The 19,756-nt window shown below is 44.8% G+C and carries 20 protein-coding genes; 6 read left to right on the top strand and 14 right to left on the bottom strand.

Annotated features, from left to right (window positions below):
* Positions 1-36: 36 nt before the first annotated feature.
* Positions 37-504 (bottom strand): anaerobic ribonucleoside-triphosphate reductase-activating protein, encoded by a 468-nt coding sequence (gene nrdG / locus AB6D93_RS02975; RefSeq protein WP_017064571.1) that lies wholly within the window; start codon positions 502-504, stop codon positions 37-39.
* 155 nt (positions 505-659) lie between these two features.
* Positions 660-2,780 carry an anaerobic ribonucleoside-triphosphate reductase gene (nrdD, locus tag AB6D93_RS02970; protein WP_102333617.1) on the bottom strand — a complete coding sequence of 707 codons (2,121 nt, stop codon included), beginning with the start codon at positions 2,778-2,780 and terminating at the stop codon, positions 660-662.
* 303 nt (positions 2,781-3,083) lie between these two features.
* On the opposite strand from nrdD, the gene AB6D93_RS02965 reads away from it, so the two are divergent.
* The gene (locus AB6D93_RS02965) at positions 3,084-3,959 is read left to right on the top strand and encodes an endonuclease/exonuclease/phosphatase family protein (RefSeq protein ID WP_102333616.1); all 876 of its coding nucleotides are present in this window, start codon (positions 3,084-3,086) and stop codon (positions 3,957-3,959) included.
* A 163-nt stretch (positions 3,960-4,122) separates the two neighbouring features.
* Here AB6D93_RS02965 and AB6D93_RS02960 read toward each other — a convergent pair whose 3' ends face one another.
* From AB6D93_RS02960 to AB6D93_RS02940, 5 genes are all read right to left on the bottom strand, one after another.
* Positions 4,123-4,554 (bottom strand): YeeE/YedE family protein, encoded by a 432-nt coding sequence (locus AB6D93_RS02960; RefSeq protein ID WP_016787649.1) that lies wholly within the window; start codon positions 4,552-4,554, stop codon positions 4,123-4,125.
* Positions 4,554-5,015, bottom strand: a complete 462-nt coding sequence (locus AB6D93_RS02955) for a YeeE/YedE family protein (protein ID WP_010429747.1) — start codon at positions 5,013-5,015, stop codon at positions 4,554-4,556. The genes AB6D93_RS02960 and AB6D93_RS02955 overlap by 1 nt, the downstream gene beginning before the upstream one ends.
* Before the next feature lie 209 nt (positions 5,016-5,224).
* Positions 5,225-6,457: a glycosyltransferase gene (locus tag AB6D93_RS02950; RefSeq protein WP_017067865.1), complete on the bottom strand. Its 1,233-nt coding sequence runs from the start codon at positions 6,455-6,457 to the stop codon at positions 5,225-5,227.
* A gap of 97 nt (positions 6,458-6,554) precedes the next feature.
* A complete protein-coding gene (locus AB6D93_RS02945) occupies positions 6,555-7,019 on the bottom strand; it encodes a GNAT family N-acetyltransferase (RefSeq protein WP_029235379.1) in 465 nt (154 codons plus the stop codon).
* 22 nt (positions 7,020-7,041) lie between these two features.
* Positions 7,042-8,139 carry a ketoacyl-ACP synthase III gene (locus tag AB6D93_RS02940; RefSeq protein WP_102333615.1) on the bottom strand — a complete coding sequence of 366 codons (1,098 nt, stop codon included), beginning with the start codon at positions 8,137-8,139 and terminating at the stop codon, positions 7,042-7,044.
* Between the two features lie 122 nt (positions 8,140-8,261).
* Here AB6D93_RS02940 and trxC point away from each other — a divergent pair, with 122 nt between their 5' ends.
* Complete coding sequence (trxC, locus tag AB6D93_RS02935) at positions 8,262-8,696, top strand: thioredoxin TrxC (protein ID WP_017060125.1); 435 nt, start codon at positions 8,262-8,264, stop codon at positions 8,694-8,696.
* Between the two features lie 102 nt (positions 8,697-8,798).
* Here trxC and AB6D93_RS02930 read toward each other — a convergent pair whose 3' ends face one another.
* Together AB6D93_RS02930 and AB6D93_RS02925 are read right to left on the bottom strand one after the other, a co-directional pair.
* The gene (locus AB6D93_RS02930; RefSeq protein ID WP_102333614.1) at positions 8,799-10,478 is read right to left on the bottom strand and encodes a GMC family oxidoreductase; all 1,680 of its coding nucleotides are present in this window, start codon (positions 10,476-10,478) and stop codon (positions 8,799-8,801) included.
* Entirely contained in the window at positions 10,471-12,075 is a 1,605-nt protein-coding gene (locus tag AB6D93_RS02925; RefSeq protein WP_017060127.1) for a long-chain fatty acid--CoA ligase, read from the bottom strand. The genes AB6D93_RS02930 and AB6D93_RS02925 overlap by 8 nt, the downstream gene beginning before the upstream one ends.
* Before the next feature lie 369 nt (positions 12,076-12,444).
* Between AB6D93_RS02925 and AB6D93_RS02920 the strand changes: the two genes are divergently transcribed.
* Complete coding sequence (locus tag AB6D93_RS02920; protein ID WP_017069105.1) at positions 12,445-13,470, top strand: AraC family transcriptional regulator; 1,026 nt, start codon at positions 12,445-12,447, stop codon at positions 13,468-13,470.
* 57 nt (positions 13,471-13,527) lie between these two features.
* Here AB6D93_RS02920 and AB6D93_RS02915 read toward each other — a convergent pair whose 3' ends face one another.
* The gene (locus AB6D93_RS02915) at positions 13,528-13,767 is read right to left on the bottom strand and encodes a hypothetical protein (RefSeq protein WP_017060129.1); all 240 of its coding nucleotides are present in this window, start codon (positions 13,765-13,767) and stop codon (positions 13,528-13,530) included.
* Here AB6D93_RS02915 and AB6D93_RS02910 point away from each other — a divergent pair.
* Positions 13,739-14,890, top strand: a complete 1,152-nt coding sequence (locus AB6D93_RS02910) for an MFS transporter (protein ID WP_029235229.1) — start codon at positions 13,739-13,741, stop codon at positions 14,888-14,890. The two genes, AB6D93_RS02915 and AB6D93_RS02910, sit on opposite strands and share 29 nt — an antisense overlap.
* A 134-nt stretch (positions 14,891-15,024) precedes the next feature.
* On the opposite strand, the gene AB6D93_RS02905 is transcribed toward AB6D93_RS02910, so the two are convergent.
* Positions 15,025-15,918, bottom strand: coding sequence for an AraC family transcriptional regulator (locus AB6D93_RS02905; protein WP_017060977.1), 894 nt, complete (start codon positions 15,916-15,918; stop codon positions 15,025-15,027).
* A gap of 50 nt (positions 15,919-15,968) precedes the next feature.
* Between AB6D93_RS02905 and AB6D93_RS02900 the strand changes: the two genes are divergently transcribed.
* A complete protein-coding gene (locus tag AB6D93_RS02900) occupies positions 15,969-17,366 on the top strand; it encodes an MATE family efflux transporter (protein WP_102320789.1) in 1,398 nt (465 codons plus the stop codon).
* Between the two features lie 108 nt (positions 17,367-17,474).
* Here the strand turns inward: AB6D93_RS02900 and AB6D93_RS02895 are convergent, their stop codons facing one another.
* Both AB6D93_RS02895 and AB6D93_RS02890 read right to left on the bottom strand, forming a co-directional pair.
* Positions 17,475-17,870: a nitrous oxide-stimulated promoter family protein gene (locus AB6D93_RS02895; protein WP_102333613.1), complete on the bottom strand. Its 396-nt coding sequence runs from the start codon at positions 17,868-17,870 to the stop codon at positions 17,475-17,477.
* Positions 17,871-17,873: 3 nt separating this feature from the next.
* A complete protein-coding gene (locus tag AB6D93_RS02890; protein ID WP_102333612.1) occupies positions 17,874-18,389 on the bottom strand; it encodes a GNAT family N-acetyltransferase in 516 nt (171 codons plus the stop codon).
* A gap of 97 nt (positions 18,390-18,486) precedes the next feature.
* On the opposite strand from AB6D93_RS02890, the gene AB6D93_RS02885 reads away from it, so the two are divergent.
* Positions 18,487-18,717 (top strand): DUF2986 domain-containing protein, encoded by a 231-nt coding sequence (locus AB6D93_RS02885; protein ID WP_102333611.1) that lies wholly within the window; start codon positions 18,487-18,489, stop codon positions 18,715-18,717.
* A 115-nt stretch (positions 18,718-18,832) separates the two neighbouring features.
* Here AB6D93_RS02885 and AB6D93_RS02880 read toward each other — a convergent pair whose 3' ends face one another.
* Complete coding sequence (locus AB6D93_RS02880) at positions 18,833-19,756, bottom strand: ABC transporter substrate-binding protein (protein WP_102333610.1); 924 nt, start codon at positions 19,754-19,756, stop codon at positions 18,833-18,835.

The following is a 19,756-nucleotide window of genomic DNA, read 5'->3' as shown; positions in this document are numbered from 1 at the left end:
CACTAATGTAGGTTGACGTTAACTAACGAAAGTCTACTAGAGTCGGAACCGATGAATAATTTGGTTTGAACTACCACGCCAATCCAACATTGGATCCGCTTTATCTTGCTCAAAACGACCATCAATCAAAGTATCAACATATTCAAGTACTTGCCTCTGCTTTTCGTCGAGTTCGTCGAGCTCGTAGCCCGTCCACATCCAGATGTCTTTGCCTTCACATTCTGCTTTTACACGCTGAACAAGCTTAAGCACTTCAGACACGTTTGCAGGATGCAAAGGATCACCACCAGAAAGCGACAAGCCACGACGCTTGATTCGTGGATCATTGAGATCAGCGATAATGTGGTCTTGCAGCTCTTGAGTAAACAAATGCCCGGAGTCCAACCTTTGCGTTGATTGGTTATAACACCCGCGACACTGGTGTACACAACCCGACACAAACAAAGTGCAGCGTGTTCCAGGGCCATTTACAACGTCGATTGGGTGATATTGGTGATAATTCATAAGGCAGTATTGAAAACTCGTGATGGCTTAATGGTTTAACTCGAAAAGTAGCGAGAGTTGAAACAAATGAATTGGTATCGACATAGCGCCGATACCAAACATATTTCTTGAAACGTAGCTCTTCTAAGTAAGCTAGCTAATAATCTTAGAGCTTACTAAAGATGCTTCACGCGGCGTTTAACTTCTTCTTGCTTACCGAAGTTAAATGGTCGTGCATCTGGGCTACCAAGGTAACCACAAACACGGCGCGTCACCGATACTTTGGTTGAGTCATGGTTGCCACATTTAGGACACGTAAAGCCCTTACTTGTACAGTCGAACTCACCGTTGTAACCACATTCGTAACACTCATCAATCGGTGTGTTAGTGCCGTAGTAAGGAACACGTGTGTAGCTGTAATCCCATACGTTTTCTAGTGCTTCGATGTTCTTCTGCATGTTCGGGAATTCGCCGTAACAGATAAAACCACCGCTAGAAATTTCAGGATAAGGCATCTCGAAATCGATCTTGTCGTATGGGTTCACTGTCTTCTGCACATCTAAGTGGAAGCTGTTGGTGTAGTAACCACGGTCTGTCACACCATCAATCACACCAAATTCTTTGGTGTCGATGCTGCAGAAACGGCTACATAGGTTTTCACTTGGTGTGCCGTATAGGCTGAATGCGTAACCTGTCTCTTTCGTCCAAGATTCCACTTCACGCTTCATGTACTCCACCAGCTCAAGCGCTTTAGCACGCATTTCGCCATCGTCGTACAGGTGAACGTCTGTGCCGTAAAGCGCAGTCATTGCTTCGTGGATACCGATGTAACCAAGAGAAACAGACGCACGGCCGTTCTTGAAGATGTCTGCAATAGAGTCGTCTGCTTTCAAGCGAACGCCACACGCACCTTCCATGTATAGGATTGGAGCAACACGCGCTTTCACGTTTTCTAGACGAGAAATACGAGTTTCTAATGCACGACGAGCCAGCTTGAGTTTATCATCAAGCAGTTCGTAGAACTGAGCCATATCTTGTTTTGCGTTAATCGCAATACGTGGCAAGTTCAAGCTAACAACACCTAAGTTGTTACGGCCTTCGTGAATCAACTCACCATTTTCTTCGTAAGTATTCAAGAAGCTACGACAACCCATAGGAGTTTTAAATGACCCTGTCACTTCTACTACTTTGTCGTAGTTAAGAATGTCTGGGTACATACGCTTAGACGCACACTCTAGCGCTAATTGCTTGATGTCGTAGTTTGGATCTTGCTTCTGGTGGTTCAAACCATCTTTGATCGCAAATACCAGTTTAGGGAACACGGCTGTTTTACGGTTCTTACCCAAACCTGCAATGCGGTTTTTCAAGATTGATTGCTGAATCAATTTCGAGCCCCAGCTTTCACCTAAACCAAAACCAAACGTCACGAATGGTGTTTGTCCATTAGCGGTGTGCAGCGTGTTTACTTCGTACTCCAGAGATTGGAACGCGTCGTAACACTCTTTCTCTGTGCGAGAGATAGCAAAAGCTTCTGGGCTATGAATGTCCCACTCTTTCGCTAGCGATAAGTGCTTCTCGTAGCTCGCCATAACGTAAGGTTCAAGAACCTCATCGATGCGGTTAATCGTTGTGCCGCCGTAGATGTGACTCGCCACTTGCGCGATGATCTGCGCGGTTACCGCTGTCGCCGTAGAAATAGACTTAGGTGTGTCGATTTCCGCGTTACCCATCTTGAAGCCATGCGTTAACATGCCTTTCAGATCGATAAGCATGCAGTTAAACATTGGGAAGAACGGTGCGTAGTCTAGATCGTGGTAGTGAATATCACCACATTCGTGAGCATGTACGATATCACGTGGCAAAATGTGAGTTTTCGCATAGTGTTTAGCCACGATACCCGCCAGCAGGTCACGCTGAGTTGGGATTACTTTGCCATCTTTGTTCGCGTTTTCATTGATTAGATCAACGTTGCTTTCTTCGATCAAACCTTCGATCTCACGCGTTAAAGCGCTTTGCTTCTCACGGGCGATGTCGCGGTCATGACGATATTCAATGTAGGCACGAGCCAGAGACTTGTATGGTCCCTGCATTAGCTCGTTCTCGACCATGGTTTGAATTTCAGAGATATGAACTTCATCGTAGTCTTCGAGCTTCAACTCAACTGCTAATGCCACATTCAGTGCATAAATAGCAATTTCCTTATCGGCTTTGTCTGATGCTGCTTCCACTGCAGCTTGGATGCGATCTCTACTGAATGGAGCTCTTGAGCCATCACGCTTGATTACGATTGATTTCACCACTTCTCCTTACTCTTGAGGTATTCACAGACTTATCCACAAACACACTATATAGAGCGATTTATCGTTTAACTAACACTAGATATTGTGGCGTATTTAACGAGAACCACCAACTTTGAGTATTGATTTGGATCAATAAAAAGAGAACGCTGACTAAGATCAATTCAATATTATTACGCTAGTTCTCAAGTCGAAAAGAAACAATGTAACAATAAAAAAACTCCTAAAAAGAGTTGAATTTTTGGTAAGTGTTGTAGGATAACGGCTCATCAATATTGGCAGACAAAATTAGGGATATTTGGCATGAAACGACTTCAAAACTGGATAATGTTAGGCTGCTTACTCAGTAGCCAGACATTTGCTGAACCTTTGACCATATCCAGTTGGAATATCGAATGGTTATCAACCAACGAGGCTGTGAATAAGTTTTCTGACAAACGTGATCAAGCTGATTTCGACAAACTCGCAACTTATTTTCAATCCTTAGACGCAGACGTGGTTGCGTTTCAAGAAGTCGATAACGTAAATGCCATTCAGCGTGTGGCTGGTGATCAATACAAGATATTGATGTCTGACCGGGCGCTATCTAAGAACAGCAACCGCCAATTTAAAGAAGTGAACCAATACACGGGATTTGCAGTTCGTAAAGGAGTAGCCCTCACCGACTACGCTGACTTTCCGCTTGAAACCACATCCAACAGTAAACTTAGGTTTGCCAGCTATATCGTTGTAGAAACAAACTTTAAACCCATTCACATGTTGTCTGTGCATTTAAAGGCAGGTTGTAGCGGAGCGTATAAGTCCAACCGCGATTGCTCTCGTTTAAAAGAGCAAGGTCAGCAACTGAACAAGTGGATAAAGCAAAGAGAGCGCAATAACGAAGACTACGCCATTCTTGGCGACTTTAACCATAACCTCGCTTACTCACGAGATTGGATGTGGAAAGAGTTATCACAATATACTGATGCGCAGTTAGCGACACGAAAGACCCGTGCAGATTGTAAGGTACGCTCTAACCGCAACAATTATCGCACACATCAGTTCCGCTCTGTTATTGATCATATTGTGGTGAGTGAGTCGCTAAATGCTTCTCCTGCAAAGCAGAAGGTATTTGAAACACAAGATGTTCTGGACTACAAACTCAGCGACCACTGTCCAGTTTCAACGACTATTAAATAGTAGATTTTAGATAACAGCAGATTGTAGATAGCTGAAACTAATAGAAACAGTAAATATAGAAAGAGGCTGACTGACTTTCGTGCTGAAAGCGAGTCAACCTCTATGCTTGGTCAGCTCAGAACGGATAACGTCAAAGCCAATGTAATCAGCTATAAGCTTGCTACTAACACGTTTTGTTCATACGATCCGCCAGCCACATTCCCACCAGCATGCTTATCATAAACACCCACACCGTCGGGTTGCCGCCACTTAGGCTGGTTACCGCAGGGCCTGGGCAAAAGCCTGCAATCCCCCAGCCTAAGCCAAACGCTGTAGATCCAAGAATCAGCTTTCTGTCTATCAACGGATTGTTACGGCTATCTAACGGCTCGCCATTGATGGCTTTAGCGCGCTTTTTAATGACCAGATGATAAAACGGTGCAAAGACCAATAGCGCGCCACCCATGACGAATGCCAAACTAATGTCCCAGTTACCGGTAATGTCTAAGAAGCCGAGTACCTTCTCAGGATCAACCATCCCTGAGATGATCATGCCAGAGCCAAAAAGAATACCTGCGACCAAACCGATAACGATAGTAAATGAAGCGTTTTTCATTATGCCCCCAAGCCAGTCAGATTCTTGATAAACACGGTTACGATTGCCACACCCATAAATACACAGGTCGCAACAATAGAACGTTTAGATAAACGCGCCATTCCGACAATGCCATGCCCGCTAGTACAACCGTTCGCTGTTTTAGTACCAAAGCCCACCAGAAGGCCAGCAATAATCACTAAAGCGAGATTCATCTCTTCTAACTGCGGAAGTTGGTAGCCCGTCGGAATTAATAGCCAACCACTTGCGACCATTCCCACAACAAAGGCGATACGCCAGTGTTTTTCGGTGTTTGCTGTATCCGCATCTTTACGTTCTTTGTTGCTGGTGCCAGTTGGCAATAATCGGCTGACAATGCCACTAATGCCAGCAACTCGACCAATCCCCAACATTAAAACAATGGCCGACACGCCTAACAACATGCCGCCGAAAAAAGCATCCCAAGGAATCAAACTAAGCACAAACCTCTCCTATCCACAAACATCATAAACTCATAACAACCTATAAATTAGAGTTTACTAATAAATATAAATTAGTCAATGCTAATGTACTGCGAGTATGTGTCGTTTTGTAAGTCTGGAATTAACAAGCGCCCTGCATGAAAAAAGCCCCTAGGCGTTAACCTAAGGGCTTATGATTTAATTCGGTTGTATTGGTTGTATTATGTAAGCTACTTAGTCTTGTTCTTTTCAGCTATCCACTGGGACATATACTTCGTGCTCGCCATGCTGTGGTGTTTGAGCATCGAACCAAAGAAGTTATCCAGTCGATGAGATTCAAGATCCGACTCTAACGCAATCAATCGCTCAATCAATGTGTCGCCCAGTTTATTCTGCTCGTAGTGCGCTTCAAGGATTGAATGACATCGGCTTTGTGCCTTAAGCCACTTCTCTTCATCTTTATAAAGGGCAACTGCAGCTTCAACAAATTCGTCGATATCATCAGCAACCGCACCTGGCCATTGCAGTTCTCCTTGTGGCAACATGCCTTCGCTGCCGATTTCACTGGTCACGTTCGGAGTCTGTAGCTTCATCGCATCAAGTAACTTGCCTTTAATGCCTGCGCCAAATCGTAAAGGTGCAACACACACACGAGCCTGCTCCATCACTTCTTGAGCGTCTTTCGCCCAACCTTTGATATGGAAGCCAGTTTTAGGGTTATGCAAAGCGGTTGCTTTTGGCGGCGGATACGATCCATAAATATGAAGTTCAGTGTCAGGTAACTGTTTACGAATCTTCGGCCAAATCTTCTGTAACTGAAGCACTGCATCCCAGTTAGGCGCATGTCTAAAATTACCTATCGTCATGAAATGCTTACGTTCTTCAAAGCTTTTCGTACTTTCAGGCAACGTGTTGAGATCAACCATGAACGGCAGGTGATGTAATAGTTTTGGATCGATATTGAACTCAGATTGGAGCAATTCCATCTCGTAACTTGAGATGATCAACGAAAGATCACAGCGCAGGATTGCAGCGATTTCACGTTTCGCCAAGTCACTGTACAGGTGCTCTTTCGTTAACTCTGTCTCTTTCTTAACAGCTTCATGTCGAGCATTGCGTAGGAATTGTAAATCTTCAGTATCCAGTAGCTTAAAGGCATTGGGACATACCTTCTCGACGCGCCAGCCGAATTGCTCTTCCATCATAAAACGGTCAAACATCACAACATCGGGCTGCAGCTCTTCAATGTAATCGTCAAAGCTATCGCAATTTAACTGTATAGATTGGCTTGTGATGCCCTCTTCAGAGAGATCAATCATGTGCTCGGTTTCTTGAGCGGGTGTTGCAAATTCAACTGACCAACCTTGTCTCTTAAATAGACGTAAAAGAGACATCATATGGCTGCCAGCCGCCGATGAATTCGGTTCTGGCCAAACGTAGCCAATTGCTAAAACTTTCTTCAAAATACTTCCTAAGAAATAACAAAAGGGCCACAGAAGCCCCTAATAAAACGTTAATCGAGTTATGCCGCTGATAATAATGGTTCTAAGAACTCAGCGATCAGATTCGTTCACCTACATTGCGAGCTATCATAAGCACTTCATCGGCTGAGTAAAAGTTTGAAATCGTGGTTTCGACTTGAGCGCCCAATGTCGACTGATAGAGCTTTTGTGCAAAGTTATCTGCTCTGGTGGTCACTAATACATGTTTTAGTGTCGAGCCCTGCTCTGATAGCTTCTGCTTCACTTGAGGCAAAGAGTCTAGAATCAGCTTTTTGCCCAATCCTTGCCCCTGAGCACTCGGTAACACAGCAAGTTGTTCTAGCTCCAAAACAGCTTCAGGCCTAAACCCACTCTTTTGAACCCAAATAATGTAGCCGACAATCTCGCCATCGCTTTCAGCAACAAAGTTAAGAAAGCGTGGCGCAGCATTTAAGTTACATTGTAACCAATTTTTTGAGTTTTGCTGTCGAACAAAAGTAGCTTGGTGAACTAAAGCCGCTCCATCGAGGTCGGCTTCTGTCATAAAACGAACTTGGGCCATGCTGCTACTCATTCTCAGAATTAGGACGCGTTTTACAGTGTAAAATGGCTCTCTCTAGAAGTTCTAATGCCGAGCTATCTGCTTCTGGAAGCTTAGCGTCCGATTGACCTAACGGCTCAACACGGCTACCCCACTTAATATGGCCTGCCCCCCAAGTTAAACCGGCACCGAATGCCGCCACAAGAATGTTTGAGTTAGGTTTAACAAAGCCTTGCTCTAACGATTCACACAATGCAATCGGCACAGTCGCAGCCGATGTGTTGCCGTAGTTTTGAATGTTCACAAACGCTTTCTCACGTTCAATGCCCGCCATATCACACAGAGTTTGAATAATTCGGATGTTCGCTTGGTGCGGAATCACAACATCGATGTTTTCAGTTGAGATGCCAGTGCGACTCAATACTGTATGTGCTGCAGCGCCCATTCCTTTCACTGCACGCTTGAAGATCTCTTTACCAACGAAATCAAAATCCCAGTAACCGTTATCAGCAGCAAAGCGGTCCATAGAAGTACCGAATTTTGGTACTGCTAGAATGTCACGGCCCTCTGCGTCACAACCGATTTGAGCTTCTTGTAAACCCACTTGCTCTTCAGTACGTGATAGAACCACAGCGCCAGCGCCATCACCGAATAGAACCGCAGTATCACGCTTGGTCCAGTCGATGAAGAATGAAAGACGCTCTGCACCCACAACGATTGCATTGCGGTAGTTGCCCGCTTGAATCAATCGAGTTGCTGTTTCAACACCGTAGATAAAGCCTGTACACGCTGCATTAAGGTCAAAAGCTGCTGCGCTCTTGATGCCTAAGTTCTGTTGAACTTTAGACGCGGTATTTGGAATAAGAGAGTCTGGACTGCACGTCGCTACGATCACAAGATCGATATCTTCGGCTGTTAAACCAGCACACGCCATTGCATGTTGAGCAGCAACGGTCGCTAGCTCAGAGGTATTTACATGACTGATACGACGATTTTCGATACCAGTTCGAGTACGAATCCACTCGTCAGACGTATCAATGAAAGTGCTTAAATCATCATTGGATAGCACGGCTGGTGGCAGACACTTTCCCCAGCCCGTAATTTCAGCGTAAAATTTTGTCATCATTTACCTGTTTATTGTTTGTTTTTATTTGAGTATCTTATTCTTGTTTTAAACAGTATAAGCGTTCCGTACATGATTCGTAAATCGCGTTAGGCACGGAGACGCAATAAAAAGAGAAAGTTATGTCTACATTCAACACACGTTGCCCTTCTTGCGGTGGCGTAAACCGAGTTCCTTCAGAAAGAATTTCAGAAAGCCCTACTTGTGGTAAGTGCAAAAACGCACTTCTAGACGGTGCACCAATCGAAGGTACGTCACTGAATTTCCAATCAATTTTGAACAGTTCACAGCCTGTCGTTGTCGATTTTTGGGCGACATGGTGCAACCCATGTGTAGGTTTCGCACCTGTGTTCAGCGATGTCGCTAAAGAGCGCGCTGGCGATGTTCGATTTGTTAAAATTGATACCGAAGCTCAACAGCAACTGGCGGCTATGTATCAAATCAGAAGCATCCCAACGGTGATGGTGTTCAAGAACGGTCAACGTGTTGATACGATTAACGGTGCACTGCCAAAAGGTCAATTTGATCAGTGGCTTAATCAAGCACTAACTAAGTAATACTATTGGTTAAGCTATTGATTTAGCATTACTTAATTCTAAGTAAGCACACAAAAATAGGTTAGAGAGTCTTACCAAATCAAGACTATCTAACCTACTGTTTTATTTATGGTTATCACTTAACTTCTTGAATAAAACTACAGCTTCGCCTTTCGCTTGAATATTAGATTCTTGCTTGCCAAACCCGTATTGCTGTTTGATTTGATCTGCGACTTTCTCAGCAATCATAATGGTTGGTGCATTGGTGTTTGCCCCAATCAGTGTCGGCATCACAGAAGCATCAATGACTCTCAAATTATCCAATCCATAAACTTTGAGATCTTTATCTACCACAGCTAAAGAATCGCTACTAGGTCCCATTTTACAGGTCCCGATCGGGTGATACTGAGTGTCTGCACGATTGCGAATATCTTGCTCGATAGCCTTGTCATCACTGGCGTCCACAGGGTAGAAAGCATTGCCTCGGATATCATCAAACGCGGAACTCTCTAACATTTGATACTGCTTCTTCCAGCCCTTAATCATGATCTCCATGTCTTCAGGATGACTGAAAAACGCAGGATCGATCTTAGGCGGATCATAGGGATCATTACTATTGAGCGTTACGGTGCCGTAGCTCTTCGGTCGCAATAAGGTGACATGAGAGGTAAAGCCATGACTGGTATGAATTTTTCTAGCATGGTCATCTACAACAGCGACCACAAATACAAACTCTAAATCCGGTACAGCGATATGATCTTCGGAACAGAGAAAGCCTATTCCCTCTGCAAAATTACTGCTCATTTTACCGCGGCGTTCTTTGTGCCATAGTGGTAAGGCTTTGGTCATTTCAGAGGCCATTTGCAGCGAGATACCAAAAGTTTCACGCTTTTCACTGCATTTATACGAATGTACTAAGTCGATATGATCTTGAAGGTTCTTGCCCACTCCAGGTAATTCATGAACCTGTTCGATTCCATGTGTCTCTAGTTCAGTTTGAGCACCGACACCAGACAGTAACAGCAATTGGGGAGAACCAAACGCGCCAGCGGAAAGAATCACTTCTTTGTTGCATCGTATCTGATAACGCTTTCCGCTAGAACCATATTCAACACCAATCGCCTTCTTGCATTCAAACAAAACCTTATGTGTGGTGGCTTTAGTCACGACCGTGAGATTCGATCGTGAAAGGTTTGGCGTTAAGTAAGCCTTGGCAGCACTGCATCGTTCACCATTCAGCTGTGTTACCTGCGTCGGCATCGCCCCAAACTGAGCAGCGCCGTTAATATCCTCATTGCGAGGTACACCTATCGATTCACACGCCGTTAAATAACGTTCCAACATAGGGCTTGGCGATCTAAGATTGGCCACATTAAGAGGACCACCTTGGCCATGGAACTCATCTTGGTGGACTTCGTTGTTTTCTGCTTTCTTAAAGTAAGGCAAACAGGATTCATAGTTCCAGCCAGCATTGCCCAAGCTTTCCCATCTATCGTAGTCATAGCGATGTCCACGAGCGTACATCATGGCATTGATAGAGCTAGAACCGCCAAGTGTCTTACCTCTAGGCTGATAGCCTTTACGACCGTTCAAACCCGGCTGTTCAACCGTTTCGAATGCCCAATTATTGAGTTTGGTTGGCATCATCGCCACCACGCCAACGGGTGTGTGAATGAATGGGCTGGTGTCTTTACCACCCGCTTCTAACAAGCAAACCGTCACATCAGGATCTTCCGACAGCCGAGAAGCCATCACACACCCAGCTGAACCACCGCCAACAATAATAAAATCATAACTATCCATTTGCCATCTCCGCTATTTCTAGTGGGTGTAACTCACGCTTCAAGATTTTTCCGGTTGCTGTCATGGGTAAGGCTTTACGAATGAATACCTTACGCGGGTATTTGTAGTCGGCGAGTTGCTCACGACACCATGCTATCAAGGCGGCACTATCACATTGCGTATGTTCGTGAAGAACCACATGCGCGTGGATCTCCTCGCCTAAATGTTCATGATGCTCGCCTACCACCGCGACCATTTCGACATCGGGGTGACACATCAACACTTCTTCGACTTCACGTGGATAAACGTTGTACCCACCACGAATAATCATGTCTTTAACACGGTCAACAATGAACAAATTGCCATGCTCATCGACGCGACCGATATCTCCCGTTAAGAACCAACCATCACGAATAGATTCAGCTGTCGCCTCTGGCCTTTGATAATAGCCTTTCATCACACTTGGGCTTTTAATGCAGACTTCGCCGAGTTCACCCATAGCGACAGAGTTGCCTTGTATATCAGTAATCTTGATGAGGTGGCCACATAAAGGCTGACCGACACTACCCGATAAACGATCGCCATCAATATGATTAAAGGTCGCAACCGGCGCCGTTTCCGAGAGCCCATAACCTTCTAAGACTGGTAATTCAAAACGAGATTCAAACTGTCGTATAACCTCAAGCGGCATAGAAGCACCGCCAGAAACACCTAACCTCAAGCTGTGTTTAACCTGTTCAGAGCGTTTGCTTGTGTTTTCTAAACTATCAGAAGACTCTTCTCCCGCCTTTAATAGCGCGATATACATAGTAGGAACACCCGCAAACACGCTGACTTTATGGCTAATGATCTGTTCAATAACCAATGACGGTTCAAAACGAGGAATCAACACCATGGTGGACCCTGTTAGCACACTCGCGTTCATCATCACCGTCTGACCGAAGCTATGGAATAAAGGCAGTGTAGCCATTGTGGTGTCGCTGTACTCCAATCTCATTAGATACTGTGACGACATCGCATTGGTTTGCATGTTGGTGTGGGAAAGCTCAGCCCCTTTTGGTTGACCCGTCGTGCCAGAGGTATAAAGGATCACAGCGGTATCATCGCCATGACAAGCCACAGACTCAAAAGGAGTAAAAGGTTGTGCCAACCAATCAGCGATTGATTCATGCTCCTCATTACTTTCTAAAGTAGTGTCTGTGTTTGTTGGGATAGGCATCTCGACAAAGTGTTCACAGTGGTTTGCCTGCTCAAAACCTTGTAAACCATAGCGACCAATGGGAAGCTCTTCACTGCCGTCAAAACATAAATAGGCCTTCGCGTTAGAGTCATTAAGGTGATAAGCGATCTCTCTGGCCTTGAATAGCACGTTCAAAGGCACGACTACACAACCCGCTTTTAGAATCCCGTAATAGGCTATCGGAAAGTAAGTCACGTTCGGGCATGACAACGCTACCTTATCTCCGTTCTGCAACCCAAGTCTTTTCAAGTTAGCAGCCACGTTTCCAGAAAGTTGTTCTAACTGAGAAAAACTGATTTCATCCGATCCCATACGCAGAGCGGCTTTAGTTGGAAAAAGCGAAGCGCTACGCTCCAAATTAACAGCAAGATTGTGCATCCATGATCTCCTTGTGCGGCTTAGACCTATTTGTGACGGTCACCGTAGACGTTCTAATCGTTGTAATAAGTCTCTTTCTTGTCATCACGAGCCTGCACATTGGTGTGTCATGTAGATAAGAGTCGTTATTGAGCAAAATGTTTGAGACGCTCCAATGTGCAGCCCAATAAATTACAACATTTCGATAACATTTCGAACAGGTTTCAAAAAGACAAAAACCGGTGATATTCGGACACGGCCTGTGTAAGCCCAATAAAACCTTGCACACATAAACCAAAATTTGGAACAAGCTTGCGAAAGTGAGAACAAGCAACAGGCGTAAATGTTAAAAGTTCGGTTAAGATATCGATATTCAACAAGAGGCAGCTTATGGAATACACCGCAGTTTACGAACCCGACATGCAAGCATTCGGCATTCTGGATCTTCAGTTGCTGCATCGTTACCTGTCGCCTGTTCTTAGTATTGAAGAGTTGCTCGAAGGCAGTAACATCGATGCTCTCCAACTCAACACTCCTGATACACACATCACTTTGGCGCAAAAGCTTGCTGTGTTCAGTAATGCGTTAGCGAATTCCAACGAAGACGGTTTGGGGCTTAAAGTCGGCCAACAAGCGAGGTTCAGCGACTTCGGCGTGCTCGGTTATGCGGTGTTTAGTAGCGAAACACTACTCGATGCCTTTTTAATCGGGTTCAAGTATCTGCAACTTGCTGGCCCTGTCCTCAGGAAAACCATGTCTGTAGAAGACAACATTGGTTACTTTCGCGCAGAGCAACTTATCGAACTCGATTCTTTACTGCCCTTTTGTTGTGAATACTGGTTCGCAGCGATACACAGTTTGTGCGAAGAGGTCTTACAGCAGCCCTTTCCTTCTCAAGTGATCCGCTTCCCCTATCCAAAACCTGAATACGGCGATCTATACACAGAGATTTTCCGCTGCCCGGTTGAATTCAATAGTGACCGGCTTGAATGGGAGTTCGACGCAACCACCTTGTATTCATCTCTTCCTACCGCCAACCCCATCACTTTACAGATGTGCTTAAAATCGTGTGATGACATGTTGGCAAAAGTCAGTGCACCCAGTAGCCTCAAAGAGAAAGTCTCTCAGATGCTGATTGAAAGGCCAGGATGTTACCCTTCTATAGAATCCATTTCTTCAGAACTGGGCATGTCTTCTCGAACTCTGCGTCGTCACCTGAAAGCAGCGGATACGAGCTATCAGAAGATACTGGACCATGTTCGCTTTCACCTTTCCCGGCACTACCTTTCTTCAACTCGAATGAGTATTGAAGAGATATCTGAACGAGTTGGCTTTTCTGATAGCGCTAACTTTCGTCATGCCTTTCGTAAGTGGAGTGGTAACTCGCCACGTCAATACCGTAAAGAAACGGTCTAACACTTAAAATCCCACTCAATCCAAATCATAAAAAGACAATCACGCTGCAATCTTTTTCTAAATTAAACCACCAATGAACAACGGCTTAACGACTTTTTGCCCGCATAAAATCTCGCCAAACCACCAAATATCGCAACCGTATTTTAGTTTAGTTGGTCGATAAATTTCTTTTATCTTAACGACCATTTTTATTTGTTTTACCCAATTCAGTTTCTCCCCCATAGTCGCGGAAAATTCATCGTTTCTTTTACTATCAGAGGCTCCTGCATTGGACAACATCCAACCAACAACTCGCATAACTGTTCCTGTTATTGCATTGTCTTTTTACGCGATCGCTTCAGGCTACTTAATGAGTTCATTACCATTAATGCTGTCTGAGTATGGCTTAGACAAAGATCTATCGAGTTGGTTGGCGAGTGCATTCTATGCAGGTCTACTGGCTGGTACATTATTGATTGAACGTGCCATTGCGCGTGTTGGCCACAAAGATGCGTTCGTCATCGCATTAAGTGTGTTCATCGCAACGATCCTTGTATTGCCATTGATCCCACACCAAGCAGTATGGCTACTAGCTCGCTTTGTGGCTGGTGTGGCGGTTGCAGGTATCTTCGTGATTGTAGAGTCTTGGCTAATGAGCGGTGACGAGTCACAACGCGCAAAACGTCTCGCTATCTACATGTGTTCACTGTACGGCGGTTCTGCAGTTGGTCAGCTTGGTATCGGTTACTTAGGTATTACTGGTGGCGTACCTTTCATCGCAATGTTCACCCTTCTGTTTGGTGCGATCATTGTGCTGATGTACGGACAAGCAACTCCACCACAGATCCACGATGCGCAATCTTTGTCTTTAAAGCAGATCAGCAAATTAAGCCACAGCGCGCTAATTGGCTGCATTGTTTCCGGATTAACGCTAGGTGCGATTTACGGCTTGATGCCAGTTGAACTTGCTCAACGTAACATTGCACACGAAGACATTGGTGGTTTGATGGCTTTGGTTATCATGGGTGGTATGGCTGTACAGCCGATGGTGACTTGGTTATCTCACCACGTAGGACAAGTGTTATTAATGGCTTTGTTCTGCCTGCTAGGGGTTGCAAGCATTGGTGTGCTGACTATCAATCACGATTTCTACGTACTAGGCATGAGCTTGTTCGTATTAGGCATGGCCACATTTGCGCTATACCCAATCGCGATTAACTTAGGTTGCCGTAACCTTGACCCAAGCTACTTGGTGTCAGTGACTCAAATCATGCTACTTTGCTACAGCATCGGTTCTGTTGCGGGACCAATCGTTGCAGACAGCTTTATGGATTCACAAGCAGGATTGTTCACTTACCTGTTCGCGTCTCTACTTGCTACAACGATCTACATGTTGATTGCTAGCCTAAAGCGCTCTCACCTACAGATTGCAGGCGAGTAAGCTTAAATAGACAGACACTAGATGCGTGTCATTAGGGCTCCGAGTTCAGACTTTATGTCTAAGCGAAGGGCTCTTTTCAACTCATGCCTATATGTAACCTTCTTCTCCCACACTTCTCATTTCATCGTGCAAGGCTAACCAAGAAGTCGATGGCTCTTTCGATATTGACTGGGTGACAAACCGAAATGCTTTTTGAAACGATGCGAAAAGTTATAAGGATCTTTGTAGCCTAAGCGATTAGCAATCATAGAAACTGACCAATCTTGATATTTCAGTAGACTGGTGGCTTTGTCCATGCGTAATTGAATCAATTTACTGCGTGGTGAGAGGTTGAATAGCGTCTTGGTGACTCTATTGAGTTGCTCTTCACTGATAAACACTCTTTCAGCCATCCCTGCCACTGTCCATGGCTGATGCAGACTACTTTCAATTTCGTTATAGAGCGCTTGAACACGTGCAGTGGTGCTGGTCGACTTAGGCTCAAACCCCGTCAATGTTCGGATAATTTCACTCAAGAGTAACTTACGGTAACTGGCTCTACCGCCTATCTCAAAGTAAACCAAGTTCATTAATGACCAGATCTGCTCACACTCTCCAAAAGGCACAATCCCCTGTCCTAAACTTGCTATGTGCTGCCATTGCTTGGTGTCAGGCGTCAGCATCCACGCCATTTTCCAATAATTATATTGAGGATCGAGTTCAAAACGAAATGGGGTTTCAGCAGGAAGCACCACGAGTGTATAAGGTGTAATCGCTTGGACCGATGTTGCGGTTGTTAGAATGCCGCCACCTTCCATAGTGAAAATCAACGTATGAACATTAACGGATTCGCGCTCAACCCAGTAGCCATCATATAGCTTCGCCATGCCGCCCATATAGACACCAAAGCTTTTCATCTCTGGAATATCTTCAACGGTCAAAAAACGTTCTTTGCACTGTTCAGCGAGAAAAACATCATCATGCCAAGTTGATTTTGGTCTCATTGAATCAATGACGGATTCGCACAGGTTTTGTTGTTTTTTAAACATGTTGTTACTTCGCTCAAATCACTATAGTTCTGCCATAAATCGGAGAGCTTATGACAACTAACATCAACCCTAACTCATCTATGAATAACAAGCCAGAGAGCATCTTACCTCGTATCGTTAAACTGGGTTTACCTGTTGCTTTACAAAGTGCGCTTGTCGCTATTCTTGCCCTTGCTGACGTATTAATGGTCAGTGATTATGGTATGGAAGCAGCTGCGGCTGTGGGAATTGCATCAAAATGGCACTTCGTTGCTATTATGATTATGGCAGGGTTGGCCTCAGCAAACGGAACATTAGTCGCTCAATACTGGGGAAAGAACGACCGAAAAAGCGCGCGAACGGTATCATCTATCGCAATGGTGTTTGGCTTAAAAGTTCTGCTGCCTGTTACTGCAATCATCACTCTTGGTTCTCAGTTTTTAATGATGTTGCAGACCAGCGATCAAACCGTGATTGAACTTGGCGCGACTTACCTGTGGTATGGATTCCCTGTCCTTCTGCTGACTCACATTGTGGTCGTGGTAGAAGCAAGCATGCGCTCATCAGGTGACACCGTAACACCACTATTGCTTGGTGCGGTCACGATTGCCCTCAACATCGCACTTAACTTCGTACTCATTAAAGGTGCCTTCGGTATTCCAGCGATGGGCGTTGCAGGTGCGGCATTGGCAACCACTTTAGCGCGCTTGATTCAAGTGGGTTTGATGTATGGCTATATGCGCATGCGTAAACACTGGTTGTTAACCACGCCTAGCTCACCACATCGTCCGTCATTATGGTTGTCTTACCGTCGTATTGCTTTGCCACTAACGATGAATGCCGTGTTATGGGCAATGGGTACTATGGCATACCAAATGATCTTCGGTCACATGGGCACAACGGAACTTGCTGTGTTCTCTATGCTCGCGCCTTTTGAGTCGCTGTGTTACTCGATATTCTTTGGTATTTCTGTAGCGTGTTCCGTGTTGCTTGGTCACTCACTCGGTCGTGATGAGTTTGATGACGCTATGAGTATGGGTCTGACGTTCATCAAAGCCGTGGTTGGTTTTGGTGCGGTTGTAGGCTTGCTATTGTTTATGGGTAAAGAGCACGTTCTGTCATGGCTAAACCTGACCAAAGACGCTTTATACCCGCTTGCTTCACCTGCGATGATGATCATGTGCTTTGCGGTCGTGATTCGCATGCTCAACATGGTGATCATTAACGGTATTATTCGTGCTGGTGGTGATAATGCGTTCTGCCTTCGCATGGATTTCATCGCGATGTGGATGGTGGGCATTCCAGTATGTGTTTACGGCGCGTTTGTCGCTGAATGGGACTTTAAATACATCTATGGTCTAATGTTGGTAGAAGAAGTCGTGAAATTGACCATCTGTTCACACCGTTACTTGAGCCGACGCTGGATCAACAACCTAACGGTGACCTACGAAGAGCCTCAAGCGGCGTAAGTTTCAGTTACCTGGCTATATTCAAACTTAGATAAAACGTATCTACATAAAAAAGGTCTGCGCAATCAGACCTTTTTCGTTTCTTCAGCAACCACTTTTAAACGCCAGTTACTTCTTATTCATTCGGATATGGCGGTTCGACACATTCGACAACGGCTTTTCAGGCACTTTCCGTTTCTCATGAATCAGATGTCGAATCGCTAATATCGGATGCTTAAGTAGCATTCTTGGCCCGGCATAGCGCATCACCAATCGCATTTGCTCTTTCGGGTCTGGTTTATAGCAATGAATCGGACACTTATTACAGGTCGGTTTTGCTTCGCCATAAGGACATCTATCCAATCGTGTTTCGGCGTAACGCAACAGTTGCTCACACTCCTCACATAACGCGTTATTCTGACGAACTTCACCGTGGTGATCTTTGCAATAGATGTGCACCATCGCAATAACGGTTTTGTACTCCGTTGCGAGTTCGCCTTGTAGAATATTGTTATGTTGGAACATGTTTTAATTACCTAATGAGAAACCGTACAGGTTGAGATTGACGCTTTCACTTAATACGTCTTCGACTCGCTCAAACACAAAGCCTAACTTAGTCAGTAGTGTGATACTTCGAATGTTATCAGAGGTAGTGATGGCAACTAAATGATCGATATCAGCATTCTGCTTAGCTTGTTCAATTATCGCCTCCGCGGCTTCTTGGGCAAAGCCTTGACCATAAAACTCAGGAGCAAACCCGTAGCCAATATCATGCGACGCTAAGGTGTCTCTTTTTATTAATCCGCAGATACCAATTTGCGTTGAAGTTTCTTTGATTTCAACCATCAACAAACAGACACCCTTCTCTTCATGCATCTTAAGAATGTTGTTTTCAATGTACTCGACAGCCTTTTCAGTGTCGTTGATTTCCTTATCACCAATGTAACGCAGGAAATCTTCTGAGCTGTATAGTCGTTGAATAAACGCCGCATCTTGAGGTGTGATCATTCTTAATCTTAAACGTTCGGTCTCGACTGACTGCATAGTGATATTTTCCTTGCTGAATACCATGTAAATATTGAGTTCTAGAGCTAAAATGATTATCCTCCACCGCCTAAACTAAATACAAGGCTATGCAGCAATGAACCGTAAGAAAAAAATCAATCAAATTCTAAAAAAGAAGCAGAAACAGGCGAATTCTAAACTGCATAGTAGCAACAAGCCTCGCTACATCTCTAAAGCTGACCGTGCAAAAATGGAAGCTGAAGAACAAGCGAAAGCAGCTCAAGAGCAAGCTGAAGGTTCAGTAGAAGCAACCGTTGAAGCCGAAGAAGCTGGTATCGAAACTAAAGAAAAAAAAGCTGCAGAGTAAGTTTAAACTCGCAGCGTTCTTGCCAGGCACTCTGACCAGAGGCAACGAACAAGAACAAAAAAAGCAGCCTCTATTTGGGCTGCTTTTTTGATCCTACCATTTTTAATCGCGCTGGTTAGCCTTTGAATGGCTGCACTTCCCAACGGGCAAACGGTGCTTTTGCGTTGATTCCCGCTCTGCCCCAACGATCAACAGAATCCACTACCAAGATACGCTCATTCGGTACCAATGATTTAATCAAGTTGCTTGGCTTTTTCGCTGTAACTAACCATAGAGCATCATCTTCCGAAAACATCTCTTTAAGCTTGGCTTTGTCCTGCTCTGTCCATTCCAGTTCAGCTTTGAACATGCGTTCTTCAACAAACAGTTGGCTGCCAGAGGCGAAATCTTCCAAGCTTTCTGAAAGCAACAATACTGAATCTACGTCATTGTCGAGCAATACTGCTTGCTGCTTGTTGATCAGTTCACGAACATCCAACATCACACGTTGTAAGTTGCTATCAATCGTTTCAGCTTGCGCAGGCCACAACAACTTAAAGTCGTCAGCCACAATCGCCGCCATACGTGTTAAGTTGGTCGGGTTTAACCATGCGTATTTAGACACATCACCATTCGACAATGTAAGCGCAGCAACGCCTTGTGCACGCGGTGTAATCGCTTGAGCGGCATCAACCTCAACTAAACGGATATTGCTTTGTCTTGCGTATACAAACGTAGGGTCGGCTTGCCAGATCGATGACAACGTTACCGCAACGGTCGCCTTTTCACCCGATTGAAGCACTTTACTCGCACCCTTGGTACCAAACCAATTCGGCAGACGGTCAATACCGTAGCGCTTAGGTGGTAGATATTCGGTGGTAATGTCTGTGGCTTTGGTTAGCTCTGTCGCCAAAGCATAAGTCACAGGCGTACTGGTAAGGATATCCTCGGCATTAGCACTGATAGACACCATTGAGCCGGCCAACCATAGGCTGCTAACGGCACCAACTTTAGTAATAGCCTTCACTGTTCTTGAGATACGATTAATTAAAGAGGTCAT

Source organism: Vibrio sp. 10N.247.310.23, assembly GCF_041467155.1.
Taxonomy (GTDB): Bacteria; Pseudomonadota; Gammaproteobacteria; order Enterobacterales; family Vibrionaceae; genus Vibrio; species Vibrio crassostreae_C.
Note: the sequence above shows the minus strand (reverse complement) of the source record. Positions and strands in the feature narration are given on the sequence as shown.

What these genes read in the sequence shown, in the direction of transcription:
- nrdG (WP_017064571.1), bottom strand. Translation starts at nt 504, where the DNA reads ATGAATTATCACCAATATCACCCAATCGACGTTGTAAATGGCCCTGGA.
- AB6D93_RS02965 (WP_102333616.1), top strand. Translation starts at nt 3,084, where the DNA reads ATGAAACGACTTCAAAACTGGATAATGTTAGGCTGCTTACTCAGTAGC.
- AB6D93_RS02960 (WP_016787649.1), bottom strand. Translation starts at nt 4,554, where the DNA reads ATGAAAAACGCTTCATTTACTATCGTTATCGGTTTGGTCGCAGGTATT.
- AB6D93_RS02945 (WP_029235379.1), bottom strand. Translation starts at nt 7,019, where the DNA reads ATGACAGAAGCCGACCTCGATGGAGCGGCTTTAGTTCACCAAGCTACT.
- AB6D93_RS02940 (WP_102333615.1), bottom strand. Translation starts at nt 8,139, where the DNA reads ATGACAAAATTTTACGCTGAAATTACGGGCTGGGGAAAGTGTCTGCCA.
- trxC (WP_017060125.1), top strand. Translation starts at nt 8,262, where the DNA reads ATGTCTACATTCAACACACGTTGCCCTTCTTGCGGTGGCGTAAACCGA.
- AB6D93_RS02930 (WP_102333614.1), bottom strand. Translation starts at nt 10,478, where the DNA reads ATGGATAGTTATGATTTTATTATTGTTGGCGGTGGTTCAGCTGGGTGT.
- AB6D93_RS02925 (WP_017060127.1), bottom strand. Translation starts at nt 12,075, where the DNA reads ATGCACAATCTTGCTGTTAATTTGGAGCGTAGCGCTTCGCTTTTTCCA.
- AB6D93_RS02920 (WP_017069105.1), top strand. Translation starts at nt 12,445, where the DNA reads ATGGAATACACCGCAGTTTACGAACCCGACATGCAAGCATTCGGCATT.
- AB6D93_RS02915 (WP_017060129.1), bottom strand. Translation starts at nt 13,767, where the DNA reads ATGCGAGTTGTTGGTTGGATGTTGTCCAATGCAGGAGCCTCTGATAGT.
- AB6D93_RS02905 (WP_017060977.1), bottom strand. Translation starts at nt 15,918, where the DNA reads ATGTTTAAAAAACAACAAAACCTGTGCGAATCCGTCATTGATTCAATG.
- AB6D93_RS02900 (WP_102320789.1), top strand. Translation starts at nt 15,969, where the DNA reads ATGACAACTAACATCAACCCTAACTCATCTATGAATAACAAGCCAGAG.
- AB6D93_RS02895 (WP_102333613.1), bottom strand. Translation starts at nt 17,870, where the DNA reads ATGTTCCAACATAACAATATTCTACAAGGCGAACTCGCAACGGAGTAC.
- AB6D93_RS02890 (WP_102333612.1), bottom strand. Translation starts at nt 18,389, where the DNA reads ATGCAGTCAGTCGAGACCGAACGTTTAAGATTAAGAATGATCACACCT.
- AB6D93_RS02885 (WP_102333611.1), top strand. Translation starts at nt 18,487, where the DNA reads ATGAACCGTAAGAAAAAAATCAATCAAATTCTAAAAAAGAAGCAGAAA.
- AB6D93_RS02880 (WP_102333610.1), bottom strand. Translation starts at nt 19,756, where the DNA reads ATGACCTCTTTAATTAATCGTATCTCAAGAACAGTGAAGGCTATTACT.